This window comes from Mesorhizobium quangtriensis (assembly GCF_040081925.1).
In the GTDB taxonomy this organism is placed as follows: domain Bacteria; phylum Pseudomonadota; class Alphaproteobacteria; order Rhizobiales; family Rhizobiaceae; genus Mesorhizobium_K; species Mesorhizobium_K quangtriensis.
This window is the reverse complement of the sequence record NZ_JBEBMF010000002.1, coordinates 260,715-279,344: the sequence shown is the minus strand read 5'-3', so window position 1 is coordinate 279,344 and position 18,630 is coordinate 260,715. Positions and strand designations below refer to the sequence as shown.

The following is an 18,630-nucleotide window of genomic DNA, read 5'->3' as shown; positions in this document are numbered from 1 at the left end:
TCATGCGGTTGTTCGGGTTTGTCAGGATTTGCGTTTTCGGGGTCGGCATGGCTGCCGGCACGGGCGCGGCGCTGGCTTTCGACGACACCGTGTTCGACGACTCGAGCGGTGAAGTCAGAGCCGAATCCAGCCCGTGGGATGTCTTCAAGTTTGGCTATTCAGCCTATCAGAGCGGCCATAAGGACCAGGCGGCGGAAGCCTATCGGTATGCTGCCGAAAAGGGGCAGATCGGCGCGACGTGGAAGCTCGCCCGCATGTACGCCTCCGGCGACGGTGTCGCCCGCGACGACTACGAGGCCTACAAGTTCTTCTCAGAGATCGTCGAGCAAGATGTCGAACCGGGCAGCCGTGACGAGAGCTACGTGTCAGACGCGCTTGTGGCGCTCGGCGGCTACATGAAGACCGGTATCCCCGGAACGCCTGTTAAGGCCGATCCGGTGGCAGCGCAGGAATACTTCATGCGCGCGGCGGCCAACTACCGAAACCCGAGCGCCCAGTACGAGATGGGCAAGATCTTCCTCAAGGGCGACGGCGGCGTGAAGGCGAGCGTCCGCCAGGCCGGTCGCTGGTTCCAGCTTGCCGCCGAGAAGGGCCACGCCGGGGCGCAGGCGACGCTCGGCAATTTGCTCTTCCAGAGCGGCAAGGTAGTGCGGGGGCTGGCCATGATGACGGCTGCGCTCGAACGTGCCGCGCCCGCCGACCAGCCGTGGATCCGCGGCATGCAGGAAGAGGCGTTCTCGCTTGCCGGCGAGGCCGACCGCCGCACCGCGATTGCGCTTGCGCAGGACATCCTCGGCAAGGGCGACAGCGACAGCCAGTAGTCGGCGACCGCGAGCGCAGACTTCAAACGGCTGTGTCCAGTTCCCATTTCTGCTCGACCTGACACCACCATTGCGAAACAATGGCGCATTCAGATTGAGTCTTGGATTGGGCACACATGAGCAGCGAGCGACCGCCGCGCGACCCCATACTTCGTGAGGCAGCGACGAGGGCGCAGGCGGCTGCGCCGGCCGAACGCCCATTCGTGCACCTGCGCGTGCATTCGGCCTATTCGCTGCTCGAAGGCGCGCTGCCGCTGGCCAAGATCGTGGCGCTCGCTGCCAAGGATCATGCGCCGGCGATCGGCGTGACCGACACCAACAACCTGTTCGGCGCGCTCGAGTTCGCGCAGAAGGCGGTAAAGGAAGGCATCCAGCCGATCATCGGCTGCCAACTGGATGTGGCCTTCGCGGACGACAGCGTGGAAGCCAGCCGCAACCATCAGAGGCGGCAGGGGCCGGAGGTGTTTCCGCTGGTCCTGATCGCCGCGACCGAGGCCGGCTACGGCAATCTGGTGCGGCTGATCAGCCGGGCCTATCTGGAAAACGGTCCGGGCGATCCCGCGCATGCGTCGCTGGCCTGGGTCGCGGAACTGGCCGACGGGCTGATCTGCCTGACCGGCGGGCCGCGCGGCCCAATCGGAACCGCGCTAAAGACGGACCACTTACCGCTGGCTGAATCGCGGCTGCTGACGCTGAAGCGCATCTTCGGCGACCGGCTCTATGTCGAACTGGAGCGGGTGGCTGGCTTCGACCCTGGCGTCGAGGCGAAGACGATCGATCTCGCCTATACCCACGAACTGCCGCTGGTCGCGACGAACGAGTCCTTCTTCCCGGCTCGCGACGACTACGAGGCGCATGACGCGCTGATCGCTATTGCCGAGGGTTCGGTGATCGCGGTGGATGAGCGCAGGAGGCTTGCGCCTGACAATTTCCTGAAGACGCAGAAGGAAATGTCTGACCTCTTCGCCGATCTGCCCGAGGCGATCGACAACACGATCGAGATCGCCCGCCGCTGTTCCTACTATCCAAGGAACCGCAACCCGATCCTGCCGCGCTTTACAGGCGCGGAAGCGGCCGATGCCGACGCGGCGCTCGCGGCAGAGGCGGATGAACTCGCCCGTCAGGCACGCGAAGGGCTGCGCATACGCCTCGAAGCGCATGGCCCGACATCCGGCTACACGATCGAGGATTACGAAAAGCGTCTGGAATTCGAGATCGGGATCATCACCCGGATGAAGTTCCCGGGCTATTTCCTGATCGTCTCGGACTTCATCAAGTGGGCAAAAGCGCAGGATATTCCCGTCGGGCCCGGACGCGGATCCGGCGCGGGCTCGCTGGTCGCCTATGCGCTGACCATCACCGACATCGATCCGTTGCGGTTCTCGCTGCTGTTCGAGCGCTTCCTCAATCCGGATCGCGTGTCGATGCCCGACTTCGATATCGATTTCTGCCAGGATCGCCGCGAGGAGGTGATCCGCTACGTGCAGCGGAAGTATGGCCGCGAGCAGGTCGGGCAGATCATCACCTTCGGTACGCTGCAGGCGCGAGCGGTGCTGCGCGACGTCGGGCGCGTGCTGCAGATGCCCTACGGTCAGGTCGACCGGCTCTGCAAGATGGTGCCGCAGAACCCGGCCAACCCGGTATCGCTCGCCAAGGCGATCGAGGGCGAGCCGCGCTTCGCCGAGGAAGCCGAAAAGGAGCCTGCGGTCCAGACCCTGCTCGACATGGCCCAGAAGCTGGAAGGGCTCTACCGCCACGCATCGACACATGCCGCCGGCATTGTGATCGGCGACCGGCCGCTTTCCGAACTGGTGCCGATGTATCGCGACCCGCGCTCGGACATGCCGGTCACACAGTTCAACATGAAATATGTCGAGCAGGCGGGGCTGGTAAAGTTCGACTTCCTCGGCCTGAAGACGCTGACGACGCTGGACCGTGCGGTGAAGCTGATCCGCCGGCGCGGCATCGACATCGATCTTGCGCGCATCCCGCTCGACGATGCGCAGACATACGCCATGCTGTCGCGCGGCGAGGTGGTCGGCATCTTCCAAGTGGAAAGTGCCGGCATGCGCAAGGCGCTGGTCGGCATGAAGCCCGACCAGATCGAGGACATCATCGCGCTGGTCGCTCTCTATCGCCCCGGCCCGATGGAGAACATCCCGACCTACAACGCCCGTAAGCACGGCGAGGAGGAGATCGCCTCGATCCATCCGAAGATCGACCATCTGGTGAGGGAGACTCAAGGCGTCATCGTCTATCAGGAACAGGTGATGCAGATCGCGCAGGAGCTTTCCGGCTATTCGCTCGGCGAAGCCGACCTGCTGCGCCGCGCCATGGGCAAGAAGATCCGCGCCGAGATGGACGCGCAGCGCGTGCGCTTCGTCGACGGCGCGCTGAAGAACGGCCTCGAAAAGGCACAGGCGAACATGATCTTCGACCTGCTGGCGAAGTTCGCCGACTACGGCTTCAATAAGAGCCACGCGGCGGCATACGCGGTCGTCTCCTACCAGACTGCCTATCTGAAAGCGCATTATCCGGTCGAATTTCTGGCGGCGTCGATGACGCTCGACATGGGCAACACCGACAAGCTGGCCGACTTCCGGCAGGATGCGATGCGGCTCGGCATCGAGGTCGTGCCGCCATCGGTGATGACCAGCTTCCGCGACTTCGAGGTCGGCGAGAACAAGATTTTCTATTCGATGGCGGCGCTGAAGGGCGTTGGCGACGCGGCTGTCGAGCACATCGTGGAGAAGCGCAAAGAAAAGCCGTTCGCGAGCCTCGAGGACTTCTGCGAGCGGGTCGATCCCAAGATCGTCGGCAAGCGCGTCCTGGAAACGCTGATCATGGCCGGCGCGCTGGACTGCTTCGGGCACGACCGGGCAGCGATGATGGCCGGGCTCGATCGCATGATGGGGCTTTCGGCTCAGTCCAGCGAGAATGCGGCGCTGGGGCAGGGCGACATTTTCGGACTCGCCGCTGCCGGTCCCGTGCAGAAGCTGCATCTGCCGCTCACCGAGCCATGGCTGCCGGCCGAGCGGCTGCACCGGGAATTCCAGGTCGTCGGATTCTACCTTTCAGCGCACCCGCTCGATGAATATCGCGCGGCGCTGAAGAAGATGCGGGTGCAGAACTGGGCGGAGTTCGCGGCGGCTGTGAAGCAGGGGGCGACAGCTGGACGCCTCGCTGGCACGGTTACCTCCCGGCAGGAACGCAAGACGCGGACCGGCAACAAGATGGGCGTGGTGACCTTCTCCGATACGTCTGGCCAGTACGAGGCGGTGCTTTTCTCCGAAGGGCTGGCGCAGTACCGCGACATGCTGGAGCCCGGCAAGTCGCTGGTGATCACGGTTTCCGCGGAGGACCGTGCGGAGGGCGTTAACATGCGCATCCAGACGGTACAGTCGCTCGAGGATGCCGCCGGGCAGGCGCAGAAGGCGCTGCGCATCTACCTGCGCGACCCGGGTCCGGTGAGCACGCTGGCGACGCAGCTCTCGACAAGGGGTGAGGGGCAGGTCAGCTTCGTGGTTCTGAAAGCGGACGCCGGCGGCGAGGTGGAAATCGAACTGCCGGACCGCTACCGCATCTCGCCGCAGGTCGCGTCGGCCATGCGGGCGGTGCCGGGTGTGGTCGAGGTGGAACTGGTCTGAGCAACTTTGCAGCGCGCCGGGCGTTTGAGCGGCGATACGCATTGCTTGCCGGGGAGGGGTTCAGTCGTGGTCGCTTCCCAAGTCGATGAACCGCTGACCGGGATCGCGCGGGTACGCGATGTCCTGCGCCGGCTGTATCACGGGCGCACTCCGGGAGCCGTATGGTTCCAGACCGCGGTGATCATCGTCGATCTGGCGATCATCGGCTTCTTTATCGTGACTCCGATTCTGGCCGGGACGGCTTCCTTCCTGTGGATCGACTATACGGTGGCGGCCGTCGTCGCGGCCGACATGGTGGCGAGGCTTCTCGCTTCGACCGACATGTGGCGCTTGCTGAAGAAGCCGACGTCGTGGGTGGACATTTTCATCCTCGCCACGCTGCTGTTTCCGCAGGCGCTTGCCAATCTCGGCTTTCTGCGCATCCTGCGCCTCTGGTCGCTGGCGCACAGCCGCGCGCTGCTGACGCCGCTGGAAGAGCGCGGCCTGCTGAAATGGCGCGAGCCGATTGTCGCGGTCGTCAATCTCGTGACGTTCCTCTTCATCGTCACCGGCTTCGTCTACACCTTCTTCTTCATCAACGGGTCCGGCATCGGAGGCTATGTCGATGCCTTGTATTTCACCGTGACAACGATCACTACGACCGGCTACGGCGACATCACGTTGCCGGGTACGGCGGGCAAGCTGACGTCCATCGTGGCCATGATCGTCGGCATCTCCCTGTTCGTCAGGCTGGCGCAGGCGGTCTTCCGCCCGGCGAAGGTCTATTTCGAGTGCACCAGTTGCGGTCTGCGACGGCACGAGCCGGATGCCGTTCATTGCAAGGCCTGCGGATATCTCCTGAAAATCCCCGATGACGGGAACTGATCAGGATGTTGCGATCTCCGGCTCCTTTGCGCGACGCCTTAGGTTGAAAAGGTTGCCCGCCAGAATGAGGACGGCGCCGACGGCCGTGAAGGCGTCGATCTTCTCGCTGTAGAGCAGGAAGCCGATCAGCGCCGACAGCGGCAGGCGCAGAAAATCCATGGGCATGACGACAGTTGCCTCCGCGTAGCTAAGGGCACGGGCCATGCAGAAATGCGACGACATGCCGGTGAACGAGACCAGCAAGATCCAGGGCCACATCCAGAGTTCAGGCGTGCGCCAGACCGACAGAGCAGGGATGATACCGATCACCGACTGGATGATGAGCATCCAGAAGATGATGACCACCACGCCGTCCGTGCGCGTCAGGGACTTCACCATCACTACCGAGACGCCGAAGCAGACGGCGCCTGCCAGCATGATCAGATGGCCCGGCTCGACGGCGCTTACGCCCGGCCGCACGATGACCAGCACGCCGAGCATGCCGGACAGGATGGCTGCGACCTTGCGAAAGGTCATCCGCTCCCCAAGGAAGAGAACTGCGAGCAGCGAGCCCCAGATCGGTGTCGTGAATTCGATGGACATGAGCTGCGCCAGAGGAATCATGGTCAGCGCCATCAGCCACGAATACTGTCCGCCGTAGTGGACGATATTGCGGAAGATGTGCAGCCATGGTCGCTTCGTGCGCATGGCGGCAAAACCACCGGAGACGAAGACCAGCGGCAACAGGATGAACCAGCCGATGATCGAGCGCAACTCCATGACCTGAAAGACGTCAAGCGCCGGGATGATGGCCCGGCCGGCTACGGTCATGGTCAGGAAGGAGGCCATCGACCCACACATCCATAGCGCTGCCTTGAGCGTCGATTGCGTCTGCTCCATGCGCGCTCTGTGGCAAGCGCCGGGCGGTTGCGCAACCTCTAACACGGACAAAGCTGTGTGCCAGACAGCCCCGCTACTCCTCCTCGCGGTCGATATGCTCCGGCGGGTGGGCGTTGCGACCTTTGCCGAAGGTGTAGCCCGTCTCGACGGCCTTCTTTCCGAACTTTTCGCGCAGGCTGTCGATTGCACCTTCCGCCAGCGCGCGCTTGTGCGCGCCGACGTCGACCAGATCGGGCGGATCGGCCTTGTCGGCTTCGGTCAGGTCGCTGACGCCGATCCCGAGCAGGCGATATTTGGTGCCGTCGGTCTCTTTTTCCAGAAGATGCAGGCCGGTCTGGAAAATCCTGTCGGCGAGGCGGGTAGGGTCGCCGAGCTGGAGGTTGCGGGTGCGAATCCTGAAATCCTGCGTTTTCAGCTTCAGGACCACGGTTCGACCGGCGATGCCGGCCTTCTTCAGGCGGGTGGAGACCTTTTCCGACAGCGCACGCAGAACCGGAACGAGGTCGGCTGGCGAAGCCAGATCGGCATCGAAGGTCGTCTCTGCCGACACGCTCTTGGCGTCCCGCTCGGCGTGGACACGCCGTTCGTCCTGGCCACGCGACAGATGGTAGAGCCGGTCGCCCATCGTGCCGTAGCGCTTCATCAGGTCGGCACGGTCGAGCTTCTGCAACTGCCCGATCTGCCGGATCCCGTCACGTTCCAGCGTCGCCGCGAAGGCTTTGCCAACGCCCCAGATAAGCGTCACCGGCTGCTCGGCCAGGAAATCGACGGCCTCTGCCTCGCCGATGACCGAGAAACCGCGCGGCTTGCGAAAGTCCGAGGCGACCTTGGCGAGGAACTTGCAGTAGGACAGGCCGACAGAGACGGTGATGCCGATCTCCGTTTCGACACGTCGTGCAAAGTCGGCCAGCACCATCGCGGGCGGCCGGCTGTGCAGGCGTTCGGTGCCCGAGAGGTCGAGGAACGCCTCGTCGATCGATAGCGGTTCGACAAGCGGCGTCAGAGCCTGCATCATGGCGCGGATTTCGCGGCCGACGCGGACATATTTCTCCATGTCAGGCGGTATGACTACCGCCTCGGGGCAGGCGGCCAGAGCCTTGAACATGGGCATTGCCGAGCGCACGCCCTTGATGCGGGCGATGTAGCAGGCCGTCGAAACGACGCCGCGCTTGCCGCCGCCGATGATGACCGGCTTGTCGCGCAGGGCCGGATTGTCGCGTTTCTCCACGGCGGCGTAGAAGGCGTCGCAGTCGATGTGGGCGAGTTGCAGGCTGTAGAGTTCGGTATGCCGCGCAAGGCGTGGGCTGCCGCAGCGTTCGCAGCGCGCCGCTTGGCCGGTCTGCATCGTCATGCAGTCGCGGCAGAAACCATGTCCGGGATCGTTGACAATCAGAGCCATTGCTGCGAACATATAGAGAACATCCCAAATCTTATTCCGGCGCAGCACCCCGTACAAGGTTATGCGGAAGGGTTTTCATGTCATTCGCCATCTCGCCGCTGACACCGGATCTGTGGACCGCATTCGAGGATTTGTTCGGGAAGCAGGGTGCCTGCTATGGTTGCTGGTGTACCTAATTCCGGTTGCGGCCCGCAGTGCGCAAGGTCACCGACAGCGAGGGCAAAAAGCAGATCATCAGGCAACGGATCGAAGCCGGGCCACCTCCCGGGTTGCTTGCCTTAGAGAACGGGCAAGCCGTCGGCTGGATGCAGATCGGCCCGCGCTCCGATGTTCCGGAATGGAACAATGCCGGCAGGGTGTCCGCCGAGGTCGCCCCCAATGAAGCTGCCGATCCAGCCGTGTGGGCAATGTCCTGCTTCTTTCTGCGGAAGCAGCGCGAGGCAGGGGATTGACGCATCGGATGGTTGAGGTGGGACTGGAGTTTGCCGCACGCAACGGCGCCCGGTTCGTGGAAGCCTGCCCAATGGATCAGGCCGGCAATTCGAAATCGATCGGGCTGTTCGTCGGGTCGTCACGGGTCTTTGAGAAGGCCGGGTTCTCAAGGCTGGTCGAGCGCAAGGCCGGGCGTCCGCTGATGCGCTATGTGCTTTGAATCAGGCGGAATGCCTCACGTCGACCGGTCGTGCAGGTCGTCGCCGAAGGGAAGATCGCGCAGCGCCGACGCCACGCTTTTGGGCGCAATGCCGGTTTCCTCGGAAAAGCGCAGCAGGGTCGGCTCGTGGGCGGCGATGAACTGAAGGACGCCGGCGAGGAAGCCCGGTTCACGCGCTGCCTGTCGGATAGCCGAGGCCTCGATGCCGGTGATTGCCAGAAAGCGCGGCAGCAACTCGGGATCGGCGGCGACGAAGCCCAGCGCCTGTATCGCCAGAGCTTCCGCCTGTTCGCGCCTTTGGTCGTCCCGGGACATGCTTGTTACCCTTTCGGAATCAGCTCCGGTTACCTATCCTGTGTAGGCAACGCCGGGTAGCGGAATGCTTGCCTTCGAAGCTGTTGGTTTGCGTTTCGTCAAGGTTCTTGTCGTAAGCTGTCTGTGGGGTTTGACGCCCGCAGCGGCGTTTGGGCGATGACTGTCCGGTCGGTCCGGGCGGTTGAAACGGGATGTCGATGCCGAAGAAAGTCATGATCGTCGAGGACAACGAGCTCAACATGAAGCTCTTTCGCGACCTGATCGAGGCCAGCGGCTACGAGACCGTGCGCACGCGAAACGGGCTTGAGGCGCTCGACCTGGCGCGCCAGCATCGTCCCGACCTGATCCTCATGGATATCCAGTTGCCCGAGGTCTCCGGCCTCGACGTGACGCGCTGGCTGAAAGAGGACGACGACCTGCACAAGATCCCCGTGATCGCGGTGACCGCGTTCGCGATGAAGGGGGATGAGGAACGCATACGGCAGGGTGGCTGCGAGGCCTACATATCGAAGCCCATCTCGGTGCCGCGCTTCATCGAAACCATCAAATCGTACCTGGGCGACGCCTGATGACCGCGCGTATCCTCGTCGTCGACGACATCCCCGCAAACGTCAAGCTGCTCGAAGTCCGGCTGCTGGCCGAATATTTCGACGTGCTGACGGCGTCGAATGGCGTCGACGCCATCGAGACATGCGAGAACGGCAAGGTGGACGTCGTCCTGCTCGACGTAATGATGCCTGACATGGATGGCTTCGAGGTCTGTCGCAGGCTGAAGAACGACCCGGCGACATCGCATATTCCCGTTGTCATGGTCACAGCGCTCGACCACGTCTCAGACCGGATACGGGGGCTGGAGGCCGGCGCGGACGATTTCCTGACCAAGCCGGTGAACGACCTGCAGCTCATGACGCGGGTACGCAGCCTTGTCCGGCTGAAGATGCTGACGGACGAACTGCGCCTGCGCGCGTCGACGACGCGCAATATCGGCATCGAGGAACTGCTTGCGCGGCGCGAGCCCGCGGCCGAACAGAAACCGCGCGTGCTGCTGATAGACGAACAGCCTGAAAACGGCAGGCGGATCGCTGAAATGCTGGATGATATCGCGGAACTGGAGATCGCCAGCGACCCGCATGTCGGCTTTTTCCGGGCTGCTGAAGGCGCCTACGAGTGCATCGTCGTCTCGACCGGTTTCGCCGAATTCGACCCGCTGCGGCTCTGTTCGCAGCTTCGGTCCATGGATGCTACGCGTTTCGTGCCGATCATCCTGCTCGCCGGGGTGGGGGAGGACGAACGGATCGTCCGGGGCCTCGAACTTGGCATCAACGACTATCTGACGACGCCGATCGACCAGCAGGAACTGACGGCCCGGCTGCGGACGCAGGTGCGCCGCAAGCGCTACAACGATCATCTCAGGCAGAGCGTGACCCAGACGATTGAGATGGCCGTCACCGACCCGCTTACCGGCCTGCACAACCGGCGTTATCTTGACAGCCACCTGCAGACGCTCTTCGACCGTGCCGTTGCGCGCCGCCGCCCGCTTTCCCTGCTGATCACCGACATCGATCGCTTCAAGTCGATCAACGACAGCCATGGCCATGATGGCGGCGACGTCGTTCTGCGCGAATTCGCGCAAAGGCTGCGGAAGAACGTTCGCGGCATCGACCTGGCCTGCCGGTTCGGCGGCGAGGAGTTTGTCGTCGTGATGCCGGACACCGATGCCGCAATCGCGCAGAAGGTCGCCGAGCGTGTGCGCGCCGAGATCGCCGACAGGCCGTTCCTGATCGGGGACCTGAAGATTCCCGTCACTGTCAGCGTCGGCGTCTCGTCATTGCGGCATGGCGTCGATTCGATGCCGGATTTGCTGAAACGCGCCGATGTGGCGCTCTACGAGGCCAAAAGCAGCGGTCGTAACAGGGTCGTTGCAAAGGCAGCCTGACGCAGCGGCAAATAACCTTAAGGTCAAGACCTCCTGTATCCGGAATTTACCTTAATCCAAGCGAGGCCGGTCGCGTGGTTAAGAAAGTATTGATTTTACAGGACCTTTGGACGAGTGTGGTTCTACCAGAACAGGTGAACCAACGGGGAATGACGAACCGGAACACCTGAGAAATACCCCATGATGCTCAGGTCCGCCGCATCTCCTGGGTCCGTGGGGTTGGCCGGCCGGCGCTGGCGCACAGTGGCCTCCTCGTACCGCTGCCAACCGCCGACCGGCCCCCTTATTTTCTGATAAATCGAGTCATGAAACCGCTCTAACTGGCAGTTTTCATTGCACAATCGTGCCTGTAGGTCTCTTACTGAGGCGTGCTGCCCGCCTTTTTCGCGCGCAAACAAAAACGCCGCCCGGAGGCGGCGTTCGATGATTCAGCGAAAACCGATCTTACTTGATCTTGGTTTCCTTGAACTCGACATGCTTCTTGACGACCGGGTCGTACTTGCGGAACGACAGCTTGTCGGTCTTCGTGCGGCTGTTCTTGCTCGTCACATAGAAGAAGCCGGTATCGGCGGTCGACAGAAGCTTGATCTTGAGTTTTGCAGCCTTGGCCATCTTTTCGGTCCGTTCGATTGTCTGGAGTTCGTGCCGCTTCGACGCGGACGAGGTCCGGACGCGGAAAACTTGGCGCGACACATAAAGATCGCCGCTCGAAAGTCAAGCCTGTGCTGGACTCCGGCTTTCAGCCGATGCGGTGGCGCATGCCGGGCAGGGTACGGCAGATGACAAGAACGATGTAGGCCGCAAAGAAGAAGCTGAGCGACCAGCCGAAGCCATTCGTACCGAAAAGGTCCATGCCGATGCCGACGGCCTGCGGGCCAACGACCATGCCGAGCCCGTAACAGAGGACGAAAGCCGCGTTGGCGGAAGCCAGGTCACGCCCTGTGAGGCGCGACCCCAGATGGGCGAGCCCGACGGTGTAGAGGGCTGCGACCGCGCCTCCCCAAAGGAACAGGAGAAGCGCCATGATGTGCCAGTTGGACATGAGATGAGGCATCAGCAGCGTGCCGATCAAGCCGATGACCGCGCAGAGAAGCAGAAGATGGCGCCGGTCGCTGACCCTGTCGCTCAGCATGCCCATGGGAATCTGCATCATGACATTGCCGAGTCCGATCATGCTGAGCAGAAGTGCGGCATCGGATTCCGAGTAGCCGATGCGCGCGCCATAGACCGGGAACAGCGCGAAACCGCCGGTTTCCACCGCGCCGAACACCAAAACGGCCGCCGTGGCGGTTGGGACCAGCCAGATAAAGCGGATGAAGGACTTGGGCTGTTCCGCATCGCCTGTGTGGATCGCCGGGCTTTCCCGCCATGCAGCCAGTACCGGAATGGCCGCAAGGGCGACCAGCACGAAGGTGATGCCGAAAGGCAGGAAGCCCTGGCTGCCGATCTGCGCGAAAAGCCAGGGGCCGCCAGCAAAGCCCAGCGCCAGCACCGTTCCGTAGATGCCCAGCACAAAACCCCGCTGGCGCGGCGGCGCAGACGAACTGATCCAGAATTCCGACAGGATGAAAAGAACCGTCAGGGCGAAATGGAGGATCGCTCGCAACGGAAACCACATCCAGAAGCTTGAGACGAAGTAGAAACCCACGAAAGCGATCGCACCGAGCAGGATCATCGACAGCATGGTCCAGACGACGCCGAAACGGACAGCTAGCGGGGTGGCGAACGGCGCTGCGACGATCGAGGCCACGCCGGCGATGGCCGTGTTCAGTCCGATCATCGTGGCCGAAATGCCACGCGATTCGAGGATGACGCTCAAAAGCGGCATGCCGAGCCCGATGGCGATGCCGACGACGCTGATCGAGGAGATTGCCGCCGAAATGGGCAACCAGTGCAGCTTGTCCGGATCCTTGGTGAGCGGGCTGTGCATGTATGCGGTCTGGCCGTATGCGATCTGGTCGTTTGAGATCCGGGCATTGTGACGATGGCCGAGGACAAGGTCCGGCCACGGCAATGCCGGTAGCGGGACTTCATGTCAATGCATTGACACGGAATGACGTGCCGCTGGGGAAGGGAGGTGGCGGCGCACCTGTGGGAAAACCCATCGTTTGCGCCGTTGGAGGTGACGAAGCGTTTCCAACTCGAGTGCGGACACGGGCCGTTCGAGGCGCTATCGGATAATTCCGGGCGCTTGCGTGCGCCAAAATGGAAGGAATTGGCGCGTGCTCGTCGATGGGAAGTGGGTCGAGAAGTGGCAGCCGGTGCAGGCGACCGACGAAAAAGGCGGGTTCGTCCGCCAGATTTCCGGCTTTCGCAACTGGGTAACGCCAGACGGAACGGCAGGCCCGAGCGGCGAGCGCGGTTTCAGGGCCGAGGTGGGCCGCTACCATCTTTATGTCGCGCTGATCTGCCCATGGGCGTCGCGAGCGCTGATCGCGCGCAAGCTCAAGGGTCTCGAAGAGGTCGTCTCGCTTTCGGTCGTGGAGCCGACGCTGACAGACCAGGGGTGGCGTTTTGGGACCTATCCCGGCGCGACCGACGACCCGGTCAACGGTGCGACCTATATGCACGAGATCTACACGAGGGCCGACCCGCACTATACCGGCCGCGCCACGGTTCCGGTACTCTGGGACAGGCAGCGCCGGACCATCGTCAACAACGAGTCGGCGGACATTGTGCGCATGTTCAATTCCGGTTTTGGGGAATTGGCCAGCACGGCGATCGACCTTTACCCGCAGGCGCTGCGTGGCGAGATCGACGCGCTCAATGACCGCATCTATCCGGCGTTGAACAACGGCGTCTATCGCGCAGGCTTCGCGACGAGCCAGATCGCCTACGAGGAAGCATTTGCCGACGTGTTCGGCATGCTCGACGAACTGGAGACGCGATTGCGGGACGTTGGCCCGTTCCTGTTCGGCGAGAGCTTTACCGAGACGGACATCCGCCTGTTCGTGACGCTCGTTCGATTCGATGCGGCCTATCACGGCATATTCAAATGCAATCTGCGCCGGATCGTCGACTATCCCGAATTGAGCGCGTGGCTGGGGCGCATGCTGGCGGTGCCCGGAGTCCGGGAAACGGTCAGCATCGACCACATCAAGAAGGGCTACTATTCGATCAAGAGCCTCAATCCGACCGGAATCGTGCCGGTTGGGCCGGATCTTCCCGGCCTCGACCCGGCCGCCGTACGCCTTGCCTCTCAATCCTCGCCGAGTGCGCCATGACTTCGCTTGTTATTTTTCTGCACGGTGTCGGGAGCAACGGGGCAGACCTTGCTCCTTTGGGGGAAGCTTGGCGGGACAGGCTGCCGAACACGATATTCGCCGCCCCGGACGCACCGTTCGCCTGCGACCAGGGCGGAGCGGGACGGCAATGGTTCAGCATTGCCGGGGTGACCGAGGCGAACCGCCCCGCGCGTGTTTTCGAGGCGCGCGGACGCTTCGACCGGACGATCCCGGAAATCGTCGGTGCGCATGGGTTCGCCAACTCGCCGGAACGCGTTGCGCTGGTGGGGTTCTCACAGGGGACGATCATGGCGCTCGACGTGCTCGCCTCCGGTCGGTGGCCGGTTGCGGCCGTCGTCGGGTTTGCCGGTAGGCTGGCATCGCCGGAGCCGCTTGCTCCGTCCCTCGCAACAAAGGCACTGCTCATCCACGGGGCCGCCGATCCGGTTATTCCGGCAACCGAATCCCAGCGCGCGGCGGAGCGTTTGCGCCAGGAAGGCATATCCATCGACACGCTTTTCGTTCCGGGAGTGGGACACACGATCTCGGCGGGCGGGGCGAAGGCCGCCTGCGATTTCCTGAAGAAGGTCTTCGCCGGCTGATTTTGAGGGCATAGGCGGATCATCAGACTATGCGCGACCGTCTGAGATGGTATTGTGACGGGCAGGAAGCCGCGCGTCGCGGCGGAGCGTTTGGAGAGGACAGCGATGTTGAGAGCTTTTCTGAAGGCCGCGGTACTCGCTGCAGGCGTTCTGCTGGTCCCGGTGGCCGCCCTTGCGTGCGAGGGCGGCAAGGTGCTGATGGAGGACAATTTCAGCAAGCTGAACCGCGCCTGGGGCGTGGCGGTCGATCCCAAGGTGGAACGCCTCGACGGAGAGGGCCTTTCCACCGACTATCCGCCTGGTACCGTCAAACGCGCGATCAGCCAGTGGGGTTTCTTCGACAATGCGGTGATCTGCGCGACCTACAAGGTAACGTACAACTGCACCGACGCCGACCGCTGCGAGACGCAGCCCTATGTCGGCCTGATCGTGTGGGGTGTCGATCTCGAAAACTACTACGCCTTCGAGGTCGCGCCGCTGGTCGGTATCTACAGCGTGCAGCGCCTGCAGAACAACAAGTGGCTGACGCCCGTCAACTGGACCGCGCTGCCGGGGAACCGGAAGTTCGCAGCCGGCGACAAGTTCGAGCTTTCCGCGGTCATGAAGGGCAACATGGTGACGTTCAAGGTGAACGACCGCCCGGTCATCGAGTTCGAGGCGATGGCTCCGGAAGGCGGCTCGCTGGTCGGCTTCGAGCTTGCCGCCGCCCAGACCGGACGGTCGAAGACACAGCTCAACCTGTCGCGTTTCGAGGTGCGGGAACTGACGCCGGAATCGCAGTGAGCGCGTCCGCTACGAGGCGGCTCAGAGCATCTCGCGCATGAAGGTCTTGCGCACCATCCGGTAGCAAGGTGCTGGGCCGCCTGGCGAAAGCGCCGGGTCGGCGCCTAGGCGCTTTTCCAATTCTACAAGCACGGTTCGCGTAATTTCTGGCGCGTCCGCTTGTTTCGCCTCCGCGATCGGCAGCCAGACAAGTTCCTCAAGTTCGTCTGTCGGGCCGCCACCGGGCAATTCGACGGCGACGTCCTCGCGCCATGCTGCGAGGAAACGCGTATCGAAGCGGCGTACCCGGCCGGGCGGCGTGATGGCGCGCGCGATCATGCGCAGGCCCGCGAGCGCCGGCCGCACGCCGTGGTCGGCAAAAGCCTGCCACTCCGCCTTGCCCGCAACGAACGGACCGCGCTCGCCGATCAGAAGCCCAGCTTCCTCGAAGGTCTCGCGGACGGCAGAGAGCGCAATGGCGCGGGCTCGGGTCAGGCTCGTGCGGCCTGTTCCGGCCGTTAGCTTCTGTTCCTCATGGGGATGAAGGCCGGAGGCGACGACGATACGGCTGTCGGACGGGTCGGTCCGGCCGCCGGGAAAAACGAACTTTCCGGGCATGAAGGCGTGGCGCATGTGGCGGCGACCCATGAGGACACGCACATCATCGCCGCTACGGTCGAGCAGCATAAGGGTGCCGGCGTCGCGGGGGCGTAGCGGCCCGGGGCCTAGCGCGTTTGCTTCGAGCCGATCGACTTCGGACTTCGGCAGTCCTTCCATGGAAGGCGGGTCCGCGCTCAAATCTCCGGATGCGTTTCGAGCGCGTCGCGCTCGCCGCCGAAGCCGTGCATGTACAGCGCCCATTGCAGGCCGACCACGCCGCCCTTGACCGGACGGAGCATGCCGAGCGCCATCGCTATGGTCAGGGGCACCCAGATGGCCAGATGCTGCCATGTCGACAGCGTGCTGGTCGCCTCGAAGCCCATGAAGGCGCCGACGATGACGTGGCCGACGATGACCACCACCAGATAGGCGGGCAAGTCGTCGGCGCGGTGGTGATGAAACTCCTCGCCGCACCGGTCGCAAGCGGGCGCAACCTTGAGGAAGCCGTTAAAGAGCTTGCCTTCGCCGCATTTCGGGCACCGGCAGCGCAGGCCGTTGAAGATGGCGTTCCAGAGCGGACGGGCAGTGCGACCGGTGTGATGCACGCCGCCGAATACCTGCTGTTCCATTTCATCGTCTCCTGCGGTTGCGCGGCTGCGAAGCGCGCTCGCGAACCCGTCTGCCCGATTTCGATTTATGGAATGAGCGTTTCGAGCCGGGCAGGGGCTTGGGTTCGCTCAACATCTCGAAACGCATCGCACCAGCCAACGGCGCGACTTCGACCAGTTTCACCTCGACATGATCGGCAAGCTGGAAACCCTTGCCGGAATTGCTGCCGAAGAGGGCACGGGCCGCTTCGTCGAAATGGTAATAATCATCTCCAAGCGAAGATATAGGTATGAAACCATCCGCGCCGTACTGCGGCAATTGGACAAATAGTCCCGATTTCGTCACACCAGATATGCGCGCCTCGAAGGTCTGGTCGACCTGTTCGGATAGAAAAGCCGCGACCAGCCGATCCACCGTCTCGCGCTCGGCGGCCATGGCGCGCCGTTCGGTGGCCGAGATCAGGCCCGAGATTTCCTCAAGCCGCTCCTCCTCGGCGGGCGTGATGCCGTCCGGGCCAAGCTTCAGCGACGAGATCAGTGCGCGGTGCACGATGAGGTCGGCGTAGCGGCGGATCGGCGAGGTGAAGTGCGCGTAGCGGCGCAGATTGAGGCCGAAATGGCCGAGATTCTCGGGCGAATAGATCGCCTGGCTCTGTGTGCGCAGCACGACCTCGTTGACCAGCGCCTGGTTTTCGGCCCCTTCCACCTGGGCAAGGATGCCGTTGAACTGGCGCGGCGTCAGGTCCGCCCCGCGCGCCAGCGACATGCCGAGCGTGGCGAGGAATTCGCGCAGCGATTCCTGCTTGGCAAGCGACGGGGCGTCGTGGACGCGGTAGACGAGCGCCTGGCGCTTCGCCTCCAGCGTCTCGGCCGCCGCGACGTTGGCCTGGATCATGAATTCCTCGATCAGCTTATGGGCGTCGAGGCGTTCGGGGACGATCACGCGGTCTACCGTGCCGTCCGACTTAAGCAGGATCTTGCGCTCGGGCAGGTCGAGTTCGAGCGGATGGCGCGACTCGCGGCCGCGTTTCAGGATGGCGTAGGCATCCCACAGCGGGCGTAGGACCGTGTCGAGGATCGGCCCAGTGACATCGTCTGTGGCGCCGTCGATCGCCGCCTGCGCCTGAGGATAAGCGAGGCGAGCGGCCGACTTCATCATGATACGGTGGAACGAATGCCTGATCTTGCGGCCATCCGCCGTGAACGTCATGCGGACGGCCATGGCCGGGCGTTCCACGCCTTGCCGTAGCGAGCACAGGTCGTTGGAGATGCGCTCGGGCAGCATCGGCACGACCCGGTCGGGAAAATACACCGAATTGCCGCGCTTCAGCGCCTCGCGATCGAGCGCCGAGCCCGGCACGACATAGGCCGCGACATCGGCGATGGCGACGGTGACGATGACGCCACCCGTGTTTGCCTCGTCGGGGTCCGGCTCGGCGTGGACCGCGTCATCGTGGTCCTTGGCGTCCGCGGGGTCGATGGTGACGAGCGGCAGGTTTCGCCAGTCTTCGCGGCCTTTCATCGTCGCCGGCTTCACAGCTTCGGCCTCGGCAAGCACGTCGGGCGGGAAGATGTGCGGGATTTCGTGCGCGTGGATGGCGATCATTGAAACCGCCTTCTCCGAGGTCAGCGAGCCGAGCCGCTGCAGAACACGGCCGCGCGGCAGGCCGTAGCGGGCGGAGGAGGTCTGCTCGACCTCGACCAGATCGCCTTTTTCGGCGCCGTTGAGGTCGTCACGGCCGATGATCATCTCTGACTGTCGGCGCTCGACAGGCTCAATACGGAAGGAGCCGTCGTCCATCTGGCGCAGCACGCCGAGCACGGCTTCGGCGCGGCGTTCGAACACCTTTATGACACGGCCGGTGTAGGCTGGGCCTTCGTCCTCGCCAGTCGCAAAGGTTTTCGCCAGCACGCGGTCGCCTATGCCGGGGGCCGGACCATTGCGGTAGGGGCGGAGCGAAACGACGGGCGCGTCGCCAAAGCGAGACTGGTCCCATTCCGACGGACGGGCGAGCAAGCCGCCATCGGTGTCGCGCGCATAGATTTCGAGAACCGTGACGGGCGGCAGACCGCCGGGGCGCGACAGGCGCTTGCGTTCCTTTGTCAGCAGGCCCTCGTCCTGCAGGTCGCGGAGTATGTCCTTCAGCCAGACGCGGTCGTCACCCTTCAGCGAAAAGGCCTTTGCGATCTCGCGTTTGCCTGCGCGATCGGGGTTTTCCGCAATGTATTTGAGGATGTCTTCCTTCGACGGCCGGAAATCGCCTTTCGCAGCCGCACGTTTGGCGGCGGGTTTTCCGGTTCCGGGTATCCGCCGCGCCAAG

At 63.4% G+C, this 18,630-nt stretch carries 16 protein-coding genes and 1 pseudogene; 9 read left to right on the top strand and 8 right to left on the bottom strand.

The features are described from left to right. Positions 1–2: 2 nt before the first annotated feature. From ABMA32_RS10030 to ABMA32_RS10020, 3 genes are all read left to right on the top strand, one after another. Entirely contained in the window at positions 3–821 is an 819-nt protein-coding gene (locus ABMA32_RS10030; protein WP_425475534.1) for a tetratricopeptide repeat protein, read from the top strand. A 116-nt stretch (positions 822–937) separates the two neighbouring features. After that, positions 938–4,468 carry a DNA polymerase III subunit alpha gene (gene dnaE / locus ABMA32_RS10025; protein ID WP_349013629.1) on the top strand — a complete coding sequence of 1,177 codons (3,531 nt, stop codon included), beginning with the start codon at positions 938–940 and terminating at the stop codon, positions 4,466–4,468. A gap of 66 nt (positions 4,469–4,534) precedes the next feature. After that, positions 4,535–5,332, top strand: coding sequence for an ion channel (locus ABMA32_RS10020; RefSeq protein ID WP_349013628.1), 798 nt, complete (start codon positions 4,535–4,537; stop codon positions 5,330–5,332). On the opposite strand, the gene ABMA32_RS10015 is transcribed toward ABMA32_RS10020, so the two are convergent. Then, positions 5,333–6,211 (bottom strand): DMT family transporter, encoded by an 879-nt coding sequence (locus ABMA32_RS10015; RefSeq protein ID WP_349013627.1) that lies wholly within the window; start codon positions 6,209–6,211, stop codon positions 5,333–5,335. A 73-nt stretch (positions 6,212–6,284) separates the two neighbouring features. Further along, positions 6,285–7,622: a DNA polymerase IV gene (locus tag ABMA32_RS10010; protein WP_349013626.1), complete on the bottom strand. Its 1,338-nt coding sequence runs from the start codon at positions 7,620–7,622 to the stop codon at positions 6,285–6,287. Positions 7,623–7,687: 65 nt separating this feature from the next. Here ABMA32_RS10010 and ABMA32_RS10005 point away from each other — a divergent pair. Then, positions 7,688–8,262, top strand: a pseudogene (locus ABMA32_RS10005) (GNAT family N-acetyltransferase). Between the two features lie 15 nt (positions 8,263–8,277). Here ABMA32_RS10005 and ABMA32_RS10000 read toward each other — a convergent pair. Further along, on the bottom strand, positions 8,278–8,577 hold the full coding sequence (locus ABMA32_RS10000) for a DUF3572 domain-containing protein (RefSeq protein ID WP_349013625.1): 300 nt from the start codon (positions 8,575–8,577) through the stop codon (positions 8,278–8,280). A 197-nt stretch (positions 8,578–8,774) separates the two neighbouring features. On the opposite strand from ABMA32_RS10000, the gene ABMA32_RS09995 reads away from it, so the two are divergent. Beyond that, positions 8,775–9,146 carry a response regulator gene (locus tag ABMA32_RS09995; protein ID WP_349013624.1) on the top strand — a complete coding sequence of 124 codons (372 nt, stop codon included), beginning with the start codon at positions 8,775–8,777 and terminating at the stop codon, positions 9,144–9,146. After that, on the top strand, positions 9,146–10,513 hold the full coding sequence (locus tag ABMA32_RS09990) for a PleD family two-component system response regulator (RefSeq protein WP_349013623.1): 1,368 nt from the start codon (positions 9,146–9,148) through the stop codon (positions 10,511–10,513). Before ABMA32_RS09995 ends, ABMA32_RS09990 begins: the two co-directional genes overlap by 1 nt. Before the next feature lie 444 nt (positions 10,514–10,957). On the opposite strand, the gene rpmG is transcribed toward ABMA32_RS09990, so the two are convergent. Both rpmG and ABMA32_RS09980 read right to left on the bottom strand, forming a co-directional pair. Then, on the bottom strand, positions 10,958–11,125 hold the full coding sequence (gene rpmG / locus ABMA32_RS09985; protein ID WP_121582893.1) for a 50S ribosomal protein L33: 168 nt from the start codon (positions 11,123–11,125) through the stop codon (positions 10,958–10,960). A gap of 127 nt (positions 11,126–11,252) precedes the next feature. Then, positions 11,253–12,443: an MFS transporter gene (locus tag ABMA32_RS09980; RefSeq protein WP_349013622.1), complete on the bottom strand. Its 1,191-nt coding sequence runs from the start codon at positions 12,441–12,443 to the stop codon at positions 11,253–11,255. Positions 12,444–12,735: 292 nt separating this feature from the next. Here ABMA32_RS09980 and ABMA32_RS09975 point away from each other — a divergent pair, with 292 nt between their 5' ends. The 3 genes from ABMA32_RS09975 (at position 12,736) to ABMA32_RS09965 (ending at position 15,122) form a co-directional block, all read left to right on the top strand. Beyond that, on the top strand, positions 12,736–13,737 hold the full coding sequence (locus tag ABMA32_RS09975; protein WP_349013621.1) for a glutathione S-transferase family protein: 1,002 nt from the start codon (positions 12,736–12,738) through the stop codon (positions 13,735–13,737). After that, complete coding sequence (locus ABMA32_RS09970; protein ID WP_349013620.1) at positions 13,734–14,339, top strand: alpha/beta hydrolase; 606 nt, start codon at positions 13,734–13,736, stop codon at positions 14,337–14,339. Before ABMA32_RS09975 ends, ABMA32_RS09970 begins: the two co-directional genes overlap by 4 nt. Before the next feature lie 105 nt (positions 14,340–14,444). Beyond that, positions 14,445–15,122 carry a hypothetical protein gene (locus ABMA32_RS09965; protein WP_349013619.1) on the top strand — a complete coding sequence of 226 codons (678 nt, stop codon included), beginning with the start codon at positions 14,445–14,447 and terminating at the stop codon, positions 15,120–15,122. 21 nt (positions 15,123–15,143) lie between these two features. Here the strand turns inward: ABMA32_RS09965 and ABMA32_RS09960 are convergent, their stop codons facing one another. The 3 genes from ABMA32_RS09960 to rnr are packed head-to-tail and all read right to left on the bottom strand — an operon-like array spanning position 15,144 to position 18,629. Next, entirely contained in the window at positions 15,144–15,878 is a 735-nt protein-coding gene (locus tag ABMA32_RS09960; RefSeq protein WP_349013618.1) for an NUDIX hydrolase, read from the bottom strand. Between the two features lie 17 nt (positions 15,879–15,895). Then, positions 15,896–16,330, bottom strand: a complete 435-nt coding sequence (locus ABMA32_RS09955; RefSeq protein WP_349013617.1) for a DUF983 domain-containing protein — start codon at positions 16,328–16,330, stop codon at positions 15,896–15,898. 1 nt (position 16,331) lies between these two features. Continuing rightward, positions 16,332–18,629 (bottom strand): ribonuclease R, encoded by a 2,298-nt coding sequence (gene rnr, locus ABMA32_RS09950; protein WP_425475513.1) that lies wholly within the window; start codon positions 18,627–18,629, stop codon positions 16,332–16,334. Position 18,630 lies beyond the last annotated feature (1 nt).

What these genes read in the sequence shown, in the direction of transcription:
- ABMA32_RS09995 (WP_349013624.1), top strand. Translation starts at nt 8,775, where the DNA reads ATGCCGAAGAAAGTCATGATCGTCGAGGACAACGAGCTCAACATGAAG.
- ABMA32_RS09955 (WP_349013617.1), bottom strand. Translation starts at nt 16,330, where the DNA reads ATGGAACAGCAGGTATTCGGCGGCGTGCATCACACCGGTCGCACTGCC.
- ABMA32_RS10000 (WP_349013625.1), bottom strand. Translation starts at nt 8,577, where the DNA reads ATGTCCCGGGACGACCAAAGGCGCGAACAGGCGGAAGCTCTGGCGATA.
- ABMA32_RS09990 (WP_349013623.1), top strand. Translation starts at nt 9,146, where the DNA reads ATGACCGCGCGTATCCTCGTCGTCGACGACATCCCCGCAAACGTCAAG.
- ABMA32_RS09960 (WP_349013618.1), bottom strand. Translation starts at nt 15,878, where the DNA reads ATGGAAGGACTGCCGAAGTCCGAAGTCGATCGGCTCGAAGCAAACGCG.
- ABMA32_RS09970 (WP_349013620.1), top strand. Translation starts at nt 13,734, where the DNA reads ATGACTTCGCTTGTTATTTTTCTGCACGGTGTCGGGAGCAACGGGGCA.
- rpmG (WP_121582893.1), bottom strand. Translation starts at nt 11,125, where the DNA reads ATGGCCAAGGCTGCAAAACTCAAGATCAAGCTTCTGTCGACCGCCGAT.
- dnaE (WP_349013629.1), top strand. Translation starts at nt 938, where the DNA reads ATGAGCAGCGAGCGACCGCCGCGCGACCCCATACTTCGTGAGGCAGCG.
- ABMA32_RS09980 (WP_349013622.1), bottom strand. Translation starts at nt 12,443, where the DNA reads ATGCACAGCCCGCTCACCAAGGATCCGGACAAGCTGCACTGGTTGCCC.
- ABMA32_RS09965 (WP_349013619.1), top strand. Translation starts at nt 14,445, where the DNA reads ATGTTGAGAGCTTTTCTGAAGGCCGCGGTACTCGCTGCAGGCGTTCTG.
- ABMA32_RS10030 (WP_425475534.1), top strand. Translation starts at nt 3, where the DNA reads ATGCGGTTGTTCGGGTTTGTCAGGATTTGCGTTTTCGGGGTCGGCATG.
- ABMA32_RS10010 (WP_349013626.1), bottom strand. Translation starts at nt 7,622, where the DNA reads ATGTTCGCAGCAATGGCTCTGATTGTCAACGATCCCGGACATGGTTTC.
- ABMA32_RS10015 (WP_349013627.1), bottom strand. Translation starts at nt 6,211, where the DNA reads ATGGAGCAGACGCAATCGACGCTCAAGGCAGCGCTATGGATGTGTGGG.